Origin of the sequence: Pseudomonas ficuserectae (assembly GCF_024584585.1) — a bacterium.
GTDB lineage: Bacteria > Pseudomonadota > Gammaproteobacteria > Pseudomonadales > Pseudomonadaceae > Aquipseudomonas > Aquipseudomonas amygdali.
Genome location: NZ_CP085684.1, coordinates 169,913 through 185,748 on the forward strand (window position 1 = coordinate 169,913; position 15,836 = coordinate 185,748).

Sequence of the window (15,836 nt, forward strand, 5' to 3'; positions counted from 1 at the left end):
AGCGTCACGCACGGCATTCCCACGCTGGAGCGTGAGGAGCGATAACCTCAACTATCGTGCGACGCTCCGCGTCGCATGCCGTTCTGGACGCTCTGCGTCCGGTCTTGATTGCGCCGTTAGGGCAGCAGGAGCTTGATAATGCGTTGGGGTACTTATTTTGCCGTGCTGGCGTCCGTGTTGGGCGTCGGGCTGGCAATGGGCGTCAGCATGCCGCTGGTTTCATTGCGTCTGGCAGGCTGGGGTTACGGCTCGTTTGCCATTGGCATCATGGCGGCGATGCCTGCGGTGGGTGTGCTGGTGGGTGCGGCGCTGGCCAGTCGTCTCGCCGCGCGCTTCGGTACCGCCAAGCTGATGCGCCTGTGCCTGTGGGGCGGCGCCGTTTCGGTCGGCGCACTGGCGCTGCTGCCGTATTACGGGGTCTGGCTGGTCTTGCGCCTGGCGCTAGGGGTGATTCTGACCATCGTCTTCGTGCTGGGTGAAAGCTGGATCAACCAACTGGTGATCGAGCGTCTGCGCGGACGGCTGGTAGCGCTGTATGGCAGCACTTACGCCTTCAGCCAACTGGCTGGCCCGCTGTTGCTGGGCGTTATCGGCACTCAGGCCGACTACGGCTTCTGGATTGGTGTGCTGCTACTGGTCGGCTCCCCGTTCCTGCTGCTGGGTCGCACGGGGGCGCCATCGACCGAATCCTGCAACGTGACCTTCACTGATCTGGCGGGCTTCTGTCGCGGCATGCCCGCTATCGCCTGGGCAGTGGCGCTGTTCGCTGCATTCGAAGCCTTGATCCTCACGCTGCTGCCGCTCTACTGCATACGCCACGGGTTCACCCCGGAAATCGCCCTGATCATGGTCAGTGTGGTGGTGATAGGTGACGCGTTACTGCAGCTGCCGATCGGCATGCTCGCTGATCGCATCTCGCGCCGCGCAATGTTTACCGGATGCGCTGCCTTGTTGCTGGCGTCCAGTCTGCTGGTGCCGTTACTGATCGACACCGCCCTGATCTGGCCGCTCTGGACAGTGTTCGGCGCCAGTGCTGGCGGGCTGTTTACCCTGTCGCTGATCCTGATCGGCGAGCGTTACCGAGATGATTCACTGGTCCGCGCCAATGCGCATGTCGCTCAACTGTGGGGCATCGGGTGCCTGATCGGGCCCCTGATAGCGGGCGCAGGCAGTCAGTGGGTCAGCGGTGAGGCCTTGCCGTTGCTGATGGCGGCAGGTGCCTTTGGCCTGCTGATTCTGATCAGGCGACGTGGAGCGTTCGGGGTTGCCCAGGCTGCGCCCGCCTAAAGCATTCTTTCCAGGCCGATGGCACGGCTCATCCACGCGTTGAAACGCCGCCACCAGTCACCGGGTTCGGTATGCAGCGTGTGGATCTGGCCATTGTCTTCGGTCACCCACACCACTTTGCCATCCTCCAGCTTCGCTTGGTAAGTGAGCGAGGGAGCCATGCCTTGCAGCGTCAGTTCGCGCAGCTCTTCGGCCAGTTGCGGACTGTCGACCAGCACGCCGACTTCGGTGTTCCATAGCACAGAACGCGGGTCAAAATTGAATGAGCCGACAAAGACTTTCTGCCGATCGAAGATCATCGCCTTGCTGTGCAGGCTTGATTCCGAACTGGCCAACGAGCTGCTTTTCTTGAACAAATGCGGGCCGCTGCCGCGCATGGTTTCGGTATCGCCAGGCTGGCGGCGCAGTTCGAACAGCTTCACGCCATGCTCCAGCAGCGCCTTGCGGTAAGGCGCGTAGCCGCCATGCACGGCAGGAACGTCGGTGGCTTCCAGTGAATTGGTCAGCAGGCTGACGTTGACGCCGGCATCGGCACGGCCGGTCAGGTACAGCAAACCTTCCTGACCCGGCACAAAGTAAGCCGAAATCAGCATCAGTTCCTTGCGAGTGTTCAGCAGCTCGGGGGCCAGTTGCGTGGTCAGTAGCAGGTGCGGATCCGGATCTCCCTGCGCCAGTACCTTGGTCGGCGCGTCCCACAATGCCTGGTTGTGCGCCCAGACCAGCTCGTTGAGCCAGGTCTTCATGCGTGGCTGAGTCTTGTAGGCCATCAATCGCTCATACAGAGCCTTGTGTTGCTGATGCGCCTGCTCCAGCGAATCGTCCAGCCGCTGCCGGGCCTGGGCCAGATCCTCACCGTCGGGCAGGAAGTACATGAACGCATCGATGGGCTTGCTGAGCGTGCTGTTCCAGTATTGATCGAAGCTCTGGCCGAGCTGTTCGGCGACCGGTCCCACGCTTAGCATGTCGATATCGGTGAAGTTCAGGTTCGGTTCGGCGTCGAAGTATTCATCGCCCAGATTGCGCCCGCCAACGATGGCCACACTGCTGTCGGCCAGCCAAAGTTTGTTGTGCATGCGCCGGTGCTGACGCGACAGGTTCATCAAACGCCCCAAGCTGCGCGTGATGCCGGTCTCGCGCCCCAGATTTTGCGGGTTGAACAGGCGAATCTGAATGTTCGGGTGCGCGGCGAGGGTGGCGATGGCCTGATCCAGCCCGTCGCTGGTGGTGTCGTCCAGCAGGATGCGCACCCGCACGCCACGGTCTGCCGCTTTGAGCAGTTCGTCGATCAGGGCGCGCGTGCTCAGGCCGTCATGGACGATGTAATACTGCAGGTCGAGGCTGCTTTTGGCGTTACGGATCAGCTCGGCGCGCGCCTTGAATGCATCGCTGCTGTCGGGCAGCAGGCGAAAGCCGGAACGCCCGTCGTGGGGCATCGCCATGGCTTGAATAGAGCGGCCGAAAGCAGAACTCGAGGGCGGCATGGCCTGGCTTGGCTCGCTGGCAAGTTGCTGATGTGCGCAACCGCTGACGCACAGTGCAACCAGCAGGCAAAAGGGCAAGGCCCATGAGTTATTCAAATTGATCTTCCGCGTCTGTACATGGCTCGACTTGGCGTTATGACCCGAAAAACCGGGAAAGATTTGCCAGCGTCAGTCAGTTTGCGCATTCAGTAGTGCAATTGTCTCGCCCACGATACGCACAGCGTTCTCGATTTCGCGGCTCGGTTTGGCCGCGAAGTTCATGCGCATGCAGTTACGGTACTTGCCCGAGGCGGAAAAAATACTGCCCACCGCGATCTGTACACCCTTGCCCAGCAGCGCGCGGTTCAGGCGCAGCGTGTCGAAGCCTTCGGCCAGTTCCACCCACAGCATGAAACCGCCTTGCGGGCGGCTGGCGCGGGTGCCTTCGGGAAAGTAGCGCATCACCCAGTCGATCATCTGGTCGCGACTGCGCTGGTATTGGGTTCTCATGCGCCGTACATGCGGCTCGTAATGGCCGCCTTCGATGAAGTCGGCGATGGCCAACTGTGGCTGCGGTGCAGTCGAGCCGGTGCCGATGTATTTCATGTGCAGCACCTGCTCCAGATACCGCCCCGGCGCTACCCAGCCAATCCGCAGGCCGGGTGCCAGGGTCTTGGAAAACGAGCTGCACAGCAGGACACGACCGTCTTCATCGAAGGATTTGATGGTGCGCGGGCGAGGGTAGTTGTAAGCAAGATCGCCATACACATCGTCTTCGATGATCGCCACATCGAAACGTTGCGCCAGCGTCAGCAACGCACGTTTGCGGGCTTCGGGCATGACGTAACCCAGCGGGTTGTTGCAATTGGGCGTCAGCTGAATGACCTTGATCGGCCATTGCTCAAGGGCCAGTTCCAGCGCCTCGAGGCTAATGCCGGTCAATGGGTCGGTGGGGATTTCGAGGGCCTTCATGCCCACACCCTTGAGCGTCTGCATGGCGCCGAAGAAACTGGGCGAGTCCACCGCAACGATGTCACCCGGCGAGCAAATGGCACGGACGCTCGCTGACAGCGCTTCATGACAGCCATTGGTGACGATCAGGTCATTGGCGGTCAGGTTGCAGCCCGAGTCGAGCATCAGTCGGGCGATTTGCTCACGCAGCCTGCGCACGCCGTAGATGTTGTCGTAATACAGCCCCGGCATGTCTTGGTGGCGACTCAACTGACTCAACGCACGCATCAACGGTTTCAGGGTAGGGCTGGTGACATCGGGCATGCCGCGCCCCAGTTGCGTGACCGCTTCGAGAGGTGCCACCCGAATCAGGTCCAGCACCTGATCCCATTGAGAGATATCCACAGGCCGCTGGACGGGTCGCCCGACAGCAGGCAACGCAGGTGCCGCTCGACTGGCCGATACGAAATAGCCGGATTTAGGTTTCGGCGCTGCCAGGCCGTTGTCCTCCAGCACCCGATACGCTTGCTGCACGGTGCTCAGGCTGACGCCATGTTCGACACTTAACGCACGCACCGATGGCAGGCGGTCGCCAGGGCGGTAGAAGCCGTTTTCGATCCGCGAGCCGAGCAGTTCGGCGAGGTTGACGTAAAGCGTCATGACGTACTCTCAGGATGGTGAGCATGGTATAGCAATACAGATTGGGCAAAAATATAGCATTCAGTGCTGTTTTTGTCTCATCTGTATGGAAAATATAACCTGTTTTTGAATCTGTAATGGTTTGGCCGTTCGTTTCATCATAGACCCACACCCACCCAGGATGAGGGAAACGGAAATGAACGGGTTCAGCGATGTACGCCTTGCGCTTCACAGCCAGGAATTGAATGACTATCGGCCAACTGCGGTCAGAACGGTCCGCTCAAACAAGGCCGATCTGTTGGCGGGCATGGGTCGCTGGGCGCTGTATCGTCACCGCTGGGCCTCTCGCCGCACCTTGCTGGAGCTGACGGACGATCAGTTGCGCGACATCGGGCTGGATTTCCAGCAGGCGCGGGTCGAAGCGATGAAACCGTTCTGGAGGCCCTGAGCCTTTCAGCGCAGCTCTTTGAGCCGGTGCCAGAGCATGCCCAATGCCAGTAACGGCGAGCGCAAGTGTTTACCGCCCGGAAAGGTCATGTGTGGCACTTTGGCGAATAACTCGAAGCCATCGCTGTGTTGCCCGGCGATGGCTTCGGCCAGCAAGCGACCTGCAAGGTGTGTCGCGTTCAGACCATGCCCCGAATAAGCCTGCGCATAAAAAACGTTGGGGTGCTGCTTGAGCTGGCCAATTTGCGGCAGGCGATTGGCACCGATGCCGATCATCCCACCCCACTGGTAATCGATCTTCACTGAAGCCAGTTGCGCAAACACATCGAGCATCTTCGGCCGCATGTAAGCGGCGATGTCCCGTGGGTCGCGGCCCGAATAGTGACAGGCGCCCCCGAACAGCAAACGGCGATCCGCTGACAGCCGGTAGTAATCTACAGTCACGCGCTGATCACAGACCGCCATGTCCTGCGGCAACACTTCCTGGGCCTGAGCCTCGCTCAAGGGTTCGGTCGCGATGATGTAACTGCCCGCGGGCAATACCTTGCCGCTTATTTCCGGATTCAGATCGTTGAGGTAGGCATTGCAGCCCAGCACCAGCGTTTTCGCCAGCACCGCCCCCTGAGCCGTATGCACTTTGACCTGCGGGCCGTAGTCGATTCTCGTCACCGCAGAATGTTCGAACAGCCGAACGCCCAGTGACTGCGCTACGGCAGCTTCTCCCAAAGCCAGATTCAACGGGTGCAGATGCCCGGAACCCATGTCGATCAAACCGCCGACATACCGGTCGGAGCCCACGACACTGCGCATCTGATCGGCTTGCAGCAATTTCAGCTCATGGCGGTAGCCCAGGCTGCGCAGTTCATCGGCATCTTCGGCAAGGCTGTGCAGGTCGCGCGGCTTGTTGGCCAGGTCGCAATAACCCCATTTCAGGTCGCAATCGATAGCGTGCCGCTCGATGCGCTGACGCACGATATCGACCGCCTCAATGCCCAGCAGCTTGAGCTGCCGCACACCCTCGCTGCCGATGACATTGGCGAACTGCTCGACACCGTGGCCGACCCCGCGAATCAGCTGGCCGCCATTGCGTCCGCTGGCACCCCAGCCAATCCTGTGTGCCTCAAGCAACGCGACACTCAGCCCGCGCTCGGCCAGCTCGATGGCAGTGTTGAGGCCGGAAAATCCGCCGCCCACCACGCACACATCAACCTTCACCTCGCCTTGCAGCGCAGGGTGATCCGGTTGCGGATGGCTGCTGGCGGCGTAGTAGGAGGCAACATGCTGGTCGTCGTGAAGAGTCGGGTGCTGAACGCGGGCGTTCATGAGCGGGTCCTGTCGGTGGCGGTTTGCGTGTGGGGAGGATAAGCCGCTGTCATGAGCCTGCCAACTGGGGCAAACTCAGCGCATTGTGTAGGAATGGTTGATTCAATGAGCTGCAACCGTCAGAAAATAAGTGATCTGCGCCGCCAGATTCCCTCGTTCGAGTGTGTGCCTGGCTGCCACGACTGCTGCGGCCCGGTTACCACGTCGCCCGAAGAAATGTCGCGCCTGCCGCGCAAGACTGCCGCCGAACAGGAAGCCGCGCTCGATGAGCTCAATTGCGTGCACCTTGGCCCGCAGGGCTGCACCGTGTATGACGAACGCCCGTTGATCTGCCGTCTGTTTGGCACCACCGAAAGCCTGCCATGCCCGAATGGCCGTCGCCCGGTCGAACTGATTCACCCGCGGGTAGAGAAGCAGATACACGAATATATGGCTTCCACCCGACAAGTGCTGGTCTAGGCTCTGTACGTAAAGTGGCTGCGCTCGGTGATGCTGCGTTAAAAACAGGCTCGGAATGCTCATTTACAACACGTAGACTCCGCTTCCTCGCCTGTTTTTGCCTTGCCTGACCCTCGCTCGCCGACTTTTCGTACAGAACCTAGCGCAATCAGTCGGCAATCGGCAGGTTCAGGCTCTCTTTCACTTCTTCCATCACGATATAGCTCTTGGACTCACGCACGTGCGGCAGCTTGAGCAGGATATCGCCCAGCAGTTTGCGGTAGGACGCCATCTCGGAAATGCGCGCCTTGACCAGATAGTCAAAGTCGCCTGATACCAAGTGGCACTCCAGCACATGCGGAAGCTTCAACACGGCACGGCGGAACTCCTCGAAGGTGTCGCCAGACTTGTAGTCCAGACTGATTTCCACAAACACCAGCAGGCTGGCCTTCAGGCTTTGCGGGTTCAGGCGGGCGTTGTAGCCCATGATGATGCCCTCGCGTTCCAGCCTGCGAACCCGCTCGGTACACGGAGTGGTCGAGAGGCCGACGCGCTCGCCCAGTTCGGTAAACGAGATACGCCCATCTGCCTGGAGGATGCGCAGGATATTGCGGTCGATCTTGTCCAGTTCACGATTTGACTGGTGTTGAGTGCGCATGGGTTATTTCCCCTCTACCAAAGCGTTTATCGCCGGGAATAAACGCCAAATATAGATGTTTATACAGTGAGAAGCACTGCCCTTTGCTCAATATACTGCGCACATTCTTGCTTAAAACTTCAAAACGTCAGCGGATATCCGCGATGAGGTCATCTACATGCGCGTTCTGGTCCTTGGAAGTGGTGTAATCGGTACAACCAGTGCTTATTATCTGGCGCGTGCCGGTTTTCAGGTGACCGTGGTAGACCGCCAGCCAGCCGCCGCCATGGAGACCAGCTTTGCCAATGCCGGCCAGGTCTCGCCAGGCTATGCCTCGCCATGGGCCGCGCCGGGTGTTCCCCTGAAGGCGATCAAGTGGTTGCTGCAGCGCCACGCGCCATTGGCAATCAAGGCCACGGCAGATATCGATCAATACCTGTGGATGGCGCAAATGCTGCGCAACTGCACCGCCAGCCGCTATGCCGTGAATAAAGAGCGCATGGTGCGCCTGTCCGAATACAGCCGTGATTGCCTGGATGAACTGCGCCTGGAAACAGGTATTGCCTACGAAGGGCGCAGCCTGGGTACTACTCAGCTGTTCCGCACTCAGGCGCAACTGGACAACGCTGCCAAGGATATTGCCGTGCTCGAGCAGTCCGGTGTTCCTTACGAACTGCTGGATCGCGAAGGCATCGCCCGTGTCGAGCCCGCGCTAGCCGGTGTGACCGGCATTCTCAGCGGTGCACTGCGCTTGCCGAATGACCAGACCGGCGATTGCCAGTTGTTCACCACGCGCCTTGCAGAAATGGCCGTAGAGCTGGGTGTCGAGTTCCGCTACGGACAGAACATCGAGCGCCTCGACCACGCTGGCGACCGCATCAATGGTGTGTGGATCGACGGTAAGCTGGAAACAGCCGACCGCTATGTGCTGGCGCTGGGCAGCTATTCTCCGCAACTGCTCAAACCGCTGGGTATCAAGGCTCCGGTTTACCCGCTGAAGGGTTATTCGCTGACGGTGCCGATCACTGACCCGGCCATGGCTCCGACCTCGACCATTCTCGATGAAACCTACAAGGTCGCCATCACCCGCTTCGACAACCGCATCCGGGTCGGCGGCATGGCGGAAATCGCCGGTTTCGACCTGTCGCTCAATCCTCGTCGACGCGAAACACTGGAGATGATCGTCGGTGACCTCTATCCTCAGGGTGGCGATCTGACCCAGGCCAGTTTCTGGACCGGGTTGCGTCCGACCACTCCCGATGGCACACCGATTGTGGGTGCAACACCGTTCCGTAACCTGTTCCTCAATACCGGCCATGGCACATTGGGCTGGACGATGGCGTGTGGTTCCGGTCGCTTGCTGGCAGACCTCATTGCCCGCAAGACACCCCGTATCAGTGCCGAAGGCCTCGATATCTCTCGTTACGGCAACACTCAGGAGAATGCACAGCATGTCAATCCAGCGCCAGCTCACCAATGAGCGCATGAGTCAGGTCGTTGTCCACAACGGCACCGTCTATCTGTCGGGCCAGGTCGGCGATGACATGACTGCAGGTGTCGAGCAACAGACCCGCGAGGTTCTGAACAGTATCGAGCGCCTGCTCGACCTGGCCGGCACTGACAAGACTCGCATTCTGTCGGTCACGATCTATCTGAAAGACATCGATGCTCATTTTGCCGGCATGAACAGCGTCTGGGACAAATGGCTGCCCAAGGGTGTCGCGCCTGCGCGTGCAACCGTCGAGGCCAAGCTGTGCGAGCCGGAAATCCTCGTCGAACTGTCGGTTGTCGCCGCGCTGCCTTGAGTCTGCTGTCTTCATACCGTTGTGCCCGACGCATCTCTGCGTCGGGGTTTTTCTGACCCTTTTCACCCTTCAGGCAAGAAACGTCATCATGCGTCCAGCCCGCGCCTTTATTGATCTTCAGGCACTGCGTCACAACTACCAACTGGCTCGTGAACACAGCGGCGGCAAAGCGCTCGCGGTGATCAAGGCCGATGCCTATGGTCACGGTGCGGTACGCGTCGCTCAGGCACTGGAAGCCCAGGCCGACGGTTTCGCAGTGGCCTGCATCGAAGAAGCGCTCGAGCTACGCGCGGCAGGCATCCGCGCACCTGTTCTGCTGCTTGAAGGTTTTTTCGAAGCCGATGAACTGGCGCTGATTGTCGAGCACAACTTCTGGACGGTCGTGCATTCGACCTGGCAGCTGGAGGCCATCGAGCAGGCGCAGCTCGCCAAACCTTTAACGGTCTGGCTCAAGATTGACACGGGCATGCACCGCGTCGGCCTGTACCCGCATGAATATCAGGCCGCCTATCAACGCCTGCTGGTAACCGGCAAAGTGGCCAGAATCGTCCTGATGAGCCACTTCGCCCGAGCCGATGAACTGAACAGTGGATGCAGTGATGAACAGTTCGCTGTATTCGAGAGCTTTCGCAAAGGCCTGGCCGCAGAAATCAGCCTGAAAAACTCCCCGGCCGTTCTGGGCTGGCCGCATATTCCAAGCGACTGGTCGCGCCCCGGCATCATGCTCTACGGTGCCACGCCGTTTGGTCAGCCGCACCCGCTGGCTGACCGCCTGCAACCGGTCATGACCCTGGAATCGAAGATCATCAGCGTGCGTGAACTGCCTGCCGGTGAAGCCGTGGGCTATGGCGCGACGTTTGTCTGTGATCGGCCATTACGTATTGGCGTGGTGGCGATGGGGTACGCCGACGGCTATCCGCGTCATGCGCCAACCGGCACGCCTGTGCAGATCGACGGTCAGCCCTCCCGGCTGCTCGGGCGAGTGTCCATGGACATGCTTTGCGTAGACTTGACCGGCGTACCGCAGGCCGGGCTTGGCAGCCGGGTCGAGTTATGGGGCAAGCACGTGCTCGCCAGTGAAGTGGCCACACGGGCAGAAACGATTCCCTACGAAATCTTCTGCAATCTGCGTCGCGTTCCGCGTATCTATTCCCAAGACTGATCGAGCCCTTGTCCGTCAGGCCGCTGTATGCCTGGTGTCTGTCGAAGTGTTGTAAATATTGAACGCTGTTGCCATGATGGCGTTCATCTCGACTAGACCTGACAAAACCTGGGGGAATATCGCATTGGACGTGGGTGAACGACTGCAATCGATCCGCAAGCTCAAGGGCCTGTCCCAGCGTGAACTCGCCAAGCGCGCAGGCGTGACCAACAGCACCATCTCCATGATCGAGAAAAACAGCGTAAGCCCTTCGATCAGCTCGCTGCGCAAGGTGCTCGGCGGCATTCCCATGTCCATGGTCGAGTTTTTCTCGGAAGAAACCGTTCCGGAAAACGCAGCGCAGGTGGTGTACAAGGCCAGCGAGTTGATTGATATCTCGGACGGTGCCGTGACCATGAAGCTGGTCGGCAAGTCGCACCAGGGCCGTGCCATCGCCTTTCTTACCGAAACCTACCCGCCGGGTGCCGATACCGGTGAAGAAATGCTCGTCCACGACGGTGAAGAAACCGGAATCCTCGTCGAGGGGCGACTGGAGCTGGTGGTGGGTCTCGACACCTACGTACTGGAAGCCGGGGACAGCTATTATTTTGAAAGCACCCGGCCGCACCGCTTCCGCAACCCGTTCGACGTCCCGGCACGATTGATTAGTGCGGCAACGCCAGCCAATTTCTGACCCGCCCCTTGCAGTGAGTGACGCGTGAAGCTGACCCGGAAGATTCTGAGCACCGCAGGCGTTCTGACGTTGTGGGTGTTCAATGTGCAAGCCGCCGATACCGCCCGAGCCCCTGACGACATCATCGCCGCCCATTGCGTCGCCTGTCACAGCGTCGGCCTGCTCAACGCGCCGAAAACCGGTGACACGGCCGCCTGGGAAGAGCGGGCCAGACAAAAAGGCGGCCTTGACGGCCTGCTGGCCAGCACCATCAAAGGCATTGGCATCATGCCGCCGAAAGGCACCTGCGGCGATTGCACTGACGACGAACTGAAGAGCGCCATTCAGAGCATGTCCGGGCTGAAGTGAGGTGCACTCCGTTCTCACGCTGGAGCGTGGGAGCGATAGTTGCGCAGCGAGCATGCAGCAATTTCAGATTGCCACCGGTCCAAGCTGCACCAATAACAATTCAGGAGAGCTGGGATGCCGTATTCCTGTTCCATCGAGCACGCTGTCGATCACGTTCTGGCGCAGTTGCCCGAGCATATTCACCTCGGCATGCCGCTCGGGCTGGGTAAGCCCAATCGGTTCGTCAATGCGCTGTACCAGCGCATCAGCCAGTTGCCCGAGCGACGGCTGACGATCTACACCGCGCTGACACTCGGGCGGCCAACGCCGGGAGAGGGTTTGCAGGCGCGGTTTCTGGAACCGTTTCTGGAGCGGGTCTTCGGTGACTATCCGGAGCTGGAGTTTCTAGCTGCGCTGCGTCGCGACAAACTTCCACACAACATTCGCGTGCAGCAATTCTTCATGCAGCCGGGCAGCCTGCTGAATAGCGAGTCAGCCCAGCAAGACTACGTCAGCAGCAATTACAGTCATGCCGCCCGCGATATCAATGCCAACGGCCTGAATCTGGTCGCGCAACTGGTGGCCCGTGACGATCAGCACCCGGGCAAGCTGAGCCTGAGTTGCAACCCGGATGTGACCCTCGACCTGCTGCCCATGATCGCCAAACGCCGCGCCGCCGGAGAAACCATCCTCATGCTGGGTCAGGTCCACGCCGACCTGCCTTACATGCCGGGCGACTCGGAGCTGGATGTCGAAGCGTTTGACCTGCTGATCAACGAAGATGAGCGCAGCACGCTGTTTTCCACCCCGAACATGCCGGTGGGTTATCAAGACCATTTGATTGGTCTGCATGCCAGTACGCTGGTGCGCGACGGCGGCACGCTACAGATCGGCATCGGCTCGATGGGCGATGCGCTGACCGGCGCACTGCTGGCCAGGCAAGCCGACAATGAAACCTGGCGCAGTCTGCTGGCTGAGTTGAACATGAGTAACTGGCAGACCCTGATCGACCGCGAAGGCGGCGTTCAGCCGTTCGCCAGCGGCCTTTACGGTTGCAGCGAAATGTTCGTCAACGGTCTTTTGGTACTGGCCGATGCCGGGATCGTGCGACGCAAGGTGTATGCCGACGCAGAGCTGCAACGGCTGGCCAACCTGGGCACTCTGGATGAAGACGCCCATCCTGATGGCGTGGTGGTGCACGGCGGTTTTTTCCTCGGTCCGAGCAGTTTCTACGAGCGATTGCGCGAGCTGCCCGCCGAGCGACTGGCGCAGTTCAACATGACTGCCATCAGCTATATCAACGAGCTTTACGGTCAGGAAGAACTCAAACGTCTGCAACGCCGCGATGCGCGCTTCATCAACAGTGCGTTCACCGTCACCCTGATGGGCGCAGCCGTGGCCGATCAACTGGAAGATGGCCGAGTGCTCAGCGGTGTGGGTGGCCAATACAACTTTGTGGCGCAGGCTCACGCCCTGGAGGGCGCTCGTTCGATCCTGATGCTGCGCAGCTGGCGTGAGTCAGGTGGCGAGGTCAGCTCCAATATCGTCTGGCAGTACGGCCACACCACGATCCCCCGGCACCTGCGCGATATTGTCGTGACCGAATACGGCATTGCCGATCTGCGCGGTCAGACCGACGCCACGGTGATCGAGCGCATCCTCAACATCACTGACTCGCGCTTTCAGCCCGGCTTGATCGAGCAGGCGCAAAAGGCCGGAAAGCTGCCCAGGGAATTCCGCCTTGATCCACGCTTCACAGAAAACACCCCGGAACGCCTCAAAGACACGGCATCGCGCTACCCGTCGCTGTTTACTGAATACCCGCTGGGATGCGATTTTACAGGTGAAGAGCGCGACCTGATGCGTGCGTTGAACTGGCTGAAGAGCAAGCTCAAACTCACCGAAATTCTGGAATTGGGCAAGGCCACTCTGGACGCTCCCGACCCCGAAGCCTTCCCGGAGCACTTGCAACGAATGCAACTCGACCAGCCTCAGGGCTTGCGCGAAGAGTTGTATCAGCGACTGCTGCTGGCCGGGCTGCACCACACCAGCGGGACCAGCGGACTGGCGGGCCAGAGCACGGAGACTGATCGTTAACGGTCGCTACATCGCAGCCTTACGGGTATTGCGCCCCACTGGGCCGGAGCGTTCTTCGATGGCGTGTTGCAGCGGTTTGCGCAAGCCCATCAGGAACGCCAGCTCCGCAATCACGAACAGCGGGCCGATGATCAGGCCGGTCACGTCATCGATAAACGCCGGTTTGCGCCCTTCGTAGTAATGGCCGATGAACTGGATGATCCAGCCGATCACAAAGAGCCCGACGCCCGCGCTCAGCCAGACCATGGTCGCCTGTTGCGCAAGGTTGGCCCCGGCCCAGATGCACAGTGCCAGTAGCACTGCCATGACCACGCCCAGCGGACGGTCCAGACGCAGATAGAAAATCGTCGAACCCAAGGTTAGCAGGGCCGCAGGCGAAACCCACACGCCGCTTACAGTCCAGCCCGGACGCGACAGAAGTACCGCCACGGCCAGTACAATCAATGGAATGCCCACGAAGTGCGTCACGATATTGCGTGAATCACGGTGATACGCAGCGTATTGGCTGAGATGATCGACAAGGGTTTTCATTATTATTCCTGCCTGAGACGATGATCGGCTTGAGCCAGGATTGTTGTACAACACGCATGCCTGAAATAAAAGGGAGCAAAAATGACAAATGGAGTGTCGTGGCGGTCACGACTGCTATCCGATTACTGGTTTTCTCATTTACCTGCCGGTTTGCAGGATAGCCTGCTGGACGCTGCTCGCCAGCAGCGCAGGACGCCTGGCAGGACGCTGTTCGAGAAAGGCGATCTGCCCTGCGGTCTTTATGTGTTGCTGGAGGGCTGTGTGCGTATCGGCGCTGCCCATGAGCAGCGGCTTTCGGGTGTGGAGCCGATGCGTGCGCCTATGTGGTTTGGCGAAGTCTCGCTGTTCGACGGGTTGCCGCGCCGTTTCGAGGTCTGCTCACTGGAGCAAAGTATCTTTCTGCATGTCCCTCAGCAATTTCTGCTCGAGTTGCTCGACAGGCACCCGGAATATTGGCGCTGGTTTGCCGCGTTACTCAGCCAGAAAATCGGTTTGCCGCTGCAGAACCCCGAGAAAATGCGCCGACTGCCTCCCAGAGCGAGGGTCGCATGGCGTCTGTTGATGCTCAGTGAGGGTTATGGCCCGTTGAGCCATGCACGCCGCCTGATTGTGCTGGAGGACATTCAGGCCGTGGAGTGCCTCGCGCTATCCCCGCCGGCCTTGCTGGAAGTGCTTCAGGATCTGCATGAACGCAAGATCGTGCGCCTGGGAGAAGGGCAGCTGGAAGTGTTCGATGTGGACAAGCTGCGCAGGGTTGCGAACTTTTCCAAAGCCAGGACCGTTTGTTGATCAGGCTGTCAGCCAGAAACATCCGGTAACGGCTCCGCTGCCTCTTCGATTGAGATAGCAAATGGGATTCACTACCATTTCGCCTCATTTGCGAACGCGAGATACCCCGATGCAGGCAAGCAAGCGTCTTCTGGCTGCTCTGACACTGACTTTACTGGGCAGTACCGCTCAGGCTGCCGATGAAGTGGTGGTGTATTCGTCCCGGATCGACGAGTTGATAAAGCCGGTGTTCGATGCATATACGGCCAAGACCGGGGTGAAGATAAAGTTCATCACCGACAAGGAAGCGCCATTGATGCAGCGCATCAAGGCCGAGGGCGAGAATGCCACTGCCGACCTGTTGCTGACGGTCGATGCCGGTAACCTCTGGCAAGCCGAACAGATGGGCATTCTGCAGCCATTTACCTCACCGGTGATAGAAGCCAACATTCCGCCGCAATACCGCTCATCCACTCACGGCTGGACCGGCCTGAGCCTTCGCGCACGAACCATCGCCTACTCCACTGACCGGGTGAAACCTGTCGAGCTGACCACGTATGAAGCGCTGGCCGACAAGAACTGGGAAGGGCGCCTGTGCCTGCGCACCGCGAAGAAGGTCTACAACCAGTCGCTGACCGCCACATTGATCGAAACCCATGGCGCCGAAGCGTCCGAGAAAATCCTCAAGGGCTGGGTGAACAACCTGTCCACCGATGTTTTTTCCGACGACATCGCAGTGCTTGAGGCGATCAACGCCGGGCAGTGCGATGTGGGCATCGTCAATTCCTACTATTACGGTCGCCTGCACAAGGAAAAACCTGACCTGGCGGTGAAGCTGTTCTGGCCGAATCAGGCGGACCGGGGTGTACATGTAAATCTGTCGGGTATCGGCCTGACCAAATATTCCCCGCACCCTGAGGCTGCCAAGGCGCTGGTCGAGTGGATGACCGGTCCCGATGCACAGAAGATTTTCTCAAGCGTCAATCAGGAGTTCCCGGCCAACCCGAACGTGGCGCCGTCAGAAGAAGTGGCGAGCTGGGGCCGGTTCAAGGCCGACACCATTCCGGTCGAAGTGGCAGGCAAGCGCCAGGCAGAAGCGATCCGCATGATGGATCGCGCGGGCTGGAATTGATTTAATACCCAGTGCCTGACTCTCGTTGATACGCTTCGCGCTCATTACACAAATCTTGAATAGCCCGAAAAGCGTGGCTTTCAGGCTTCTGCCCGCAGGGCGTAGGAGCGGACTTGTCCGCGAAGCCGTCAGTTCAGATAGTGCATTTTCTGAGAATGT

Annotated in this window: 16 protein-coding genes; 11 read left to right on the forward strand and 5 right to left on the reverse strand. The window is 59.7% G+C overall.

Going from position 1 to position 15,836, the window contains the following annotated elements; all coding sequences use genetic code 11:
* Nucleotides 1–138: 138 nt before the first annotated feature.
* A complete protein-coding gene (locus LJU29_RS00810) occupies nucleotides 139–1,287 on the forward strand; it encodes an MFS transporter (RefSeq protein ID WP_257111536.1) in 1,149 nt (382 codons plus the stop codon).
* On the opposite strand, the gene LJU29_RS00815 is transcribed toward LJU29_RS00810, so the two are convergent.
* Entirely contained in the window at nucleotides 1,284–2,864 is a 1,581-nt protein-coding gene (locus LJU29_RS00815) for a phospholipase D family protein (protein ID WP_044320693.1), read from the reverse strand. The two genes, LJU29_RS00810 and LJU29_RS00815, sit on opposite strands and share 4 nt — an antisense overlap.
* A gap of 72 nt (nucleotides 2,865–2,936) precedes the next feature.
* The gene (locus tag LJU29_RS00820; RefSeq protein ID WP_060407004.1) at nucleotides 2,937–4,358 is read right to left on the reverse strand and encodes an aminotransferase-like domain-containing protein; all 1,422 of its coding nucleotides are present in this window, start codon (nucleotides 4,356–4,358) and stop codon (nucleotides 2,937–2,939) included.
* A gap of 175 nt (nucleotides 4,359–4,533) precedes the next feature.
* On the opposite strand from LJU29_RS00820, the gene LJU29_RS00825 reads away from it, so the two are divergent.
* Entirely contained in the window at nucleotides 4,534–4,785 is a 252-nt protein-coding gene (locus tag LJU29_RS00825) for a DUF1127 domain-containing protein (protein WP_004655331.1), read from the forward strand.
* Nucleotides 4,786–4,790: 5 nt separating this feature from the next.
* Here LJU29_RS00825 and LJU29_RS00830 read toward each other — a convergent pair whose 3' ends face one another.
* Nucleotides 4,791–6,107, reverse strand: coding sequence for an NAD(P)/FAD-dependent oxidoreductase (locus LJU29_RS00830; protein ID WP_057454533.1), 1,317 nt, complete (start codon nucleotides 6,105–6,107; stop codon nucleotides 4,791–4,793).
* A 105-nt stretch (nucleotides 6,108–6,212) separates the two neighbouring features.
* Here LJU29_RS00830 and LJU29_RS00835 point away from each other — a divergent pair, with 105 nt between their 5' ends.
* Nucleotides 6,213–6,566 carry a YkgJ family cysteine cluster protein gene (locus LJU29_RS00835; RefSeq protein WP_057454534.1) on the forward strand — a complete coding sequence of 118 codons (354 nt, stop codon included), beginning with the start codon at nucleotides 6,213–6,215 and terminating at the stop codon, nucleotides 6,564–6,566.
* 148 nt (nucleotides 6,567–6,714) lie between these two features.
* Here the strand turns inward: LJU29_RS00835 and LJU29_RS00840 are convergent, their stop codons facing one another.
* Nucleotides 6,715–7,203 (reverse strand): Lrp/AsnC ligand binding domain-containing protein, encoded by a 489-nt coding sequence (locus tag LJU29_RS00840; RefSeq protein WP_004655323.1) that lies wholly within the window; start codon nucleotides 7,201–7,203, stop codon nucleotides 6,715–6,717.
* A gap of 157 nt (nucleotides 7,204–7,360) precedes the next feature.
* Between LJU29_RS00840 and dadA the strand changes: the two genes are divergently transcribed.
* The 6 genes from dadA to LJU29_RS00870 all read left to right on the forward strand — a co-directional run bounded on the left by dadA (nucleotide 7,361) and on the right by LJU29_RS00870 (nucleotide 13,246).
* Nucleotides 7,361–8,662 carry a D-amino acid dehydrogenase gene (dadA, locus tag LJU29_RS00845; protein ID WP_057423830.1) on the forward strand — a complete coding sequence of 434 codons (1,302 nt, stop codon included), beginning with the start codon at nucleotides 7,361–7,363 and terminating at the stop codon, nucleotides 8,660–8,662.
* Nucleotides 8,634–8,987, forward strand: coding sequence for a RidA family protein (locus LJU29_RS00850; protein WP_002551525.1), 354 nt, complete (start codon nucleotides 8,634–8,636; stop codon nucleotides 8,985–8,987). Before dadA ends, LJU29_RS00850 begins: the two co-directional genes overlap by 29 nt.
* Before the next feature lie 88 nt (nucleotides 8,988–9,075).
* Nucleotides 9,076–10,149, forward strand: coding sequence for an alanine racemase (gene alr, locus LJU29_RS00855; protein WP_054995136.1), 1,074 nt, complete (start codon nucleotides 9,076–9,078; stop codon nucleotides 10,147–10,149).
* A 124-nt stretch (nucleotides 10,150–10,273) separates the two neighbouring features.
* Nucleotides 10,274–10,822, forward strand: coding sequence for a cupin domain-containing protein (locus tag LJU29_RS00860; protein ID WP_004655316.1), 549 nt, complete (start codon nucleotides 10,274–10,276; stop codon nucleotides 10,820–10,822).
* A gap of 24 nt (nucleotides 10,823–10,846) precedes the next feature.
* A complete protein-coding gene (locus LJU29_RS00865; protein ID WP_004655313.1) occupies nucleotides 10,847–11,170 on the forward strand; it encodes a c-type cytochrome in 324 nt (107 codons plus the stop codon).
* A 114-nt stretch (nucleotides 11,171–11,284) separates the two neighbouring features.
* The gene (locus tag LJU29_RS00870; RefSeq protein ID WP_057454536.1) at nucleotides 11,285–13,246 is read left to right on the forward strand and encodes an acetyl-CoA hydrolase/transferase C-terminal domain-containing protein; all 1,962 of its coding nucleotides are present in this window, start codon (nucleotides 11,285–11,287) and stop codon (nucleotides 13,244–13,246) included.
* Between the two features lie 6 nt (nucleotides 13,247–13,252).
* Here the strand turns inward: LJU29_RS00870 and LJU29_RS00875 are convergent, their stop codons facing one another.
* Complete coding sequence (locus LJU29_RS00875; protein WP_057454537.1) at nucleotides 13,253–13,777, reverse strand: Mpo1 family 2-hydroxy fatty acid dioxygenase; 525 nt, start codon at nucleotides 13,775–13,777, stop codon at nucleotides 13,253–13,255.
* A gap of 81 nt (nucleotides 13,778–13,858) precedes the next feature.
* Here LJU29_RS00875 and LJU29_RS00880 point away from each other — a divergent pair, with 81 nt between their 5' ends.
* Nucleotides 13,859–14,566, forward strand: a complete 708-nt coding sequence (locus LJU29_RS00880; RefSeq protein ID WP_002551530.1) for a Crp/Fnr family transcriptional regulator — start codon at nucleotides 13,859–13,861, stop codon at nucleotides 14,564–14,566.
* Nucleotides 14,567–14,675: 109 nt separating this feature from the next.
* Entirely contained in the window at nucleotides 14,676–15,677 is a 1,002-nt protein-coding gene (locus LJU29_RS00885) for an extracellular solute-binding protein (protein ID WP_044323844.1), read from the forward strand.
* The last annotated feature ends 159 nt before the right edge of the window (nucleotides 15,678–15,836 follow it).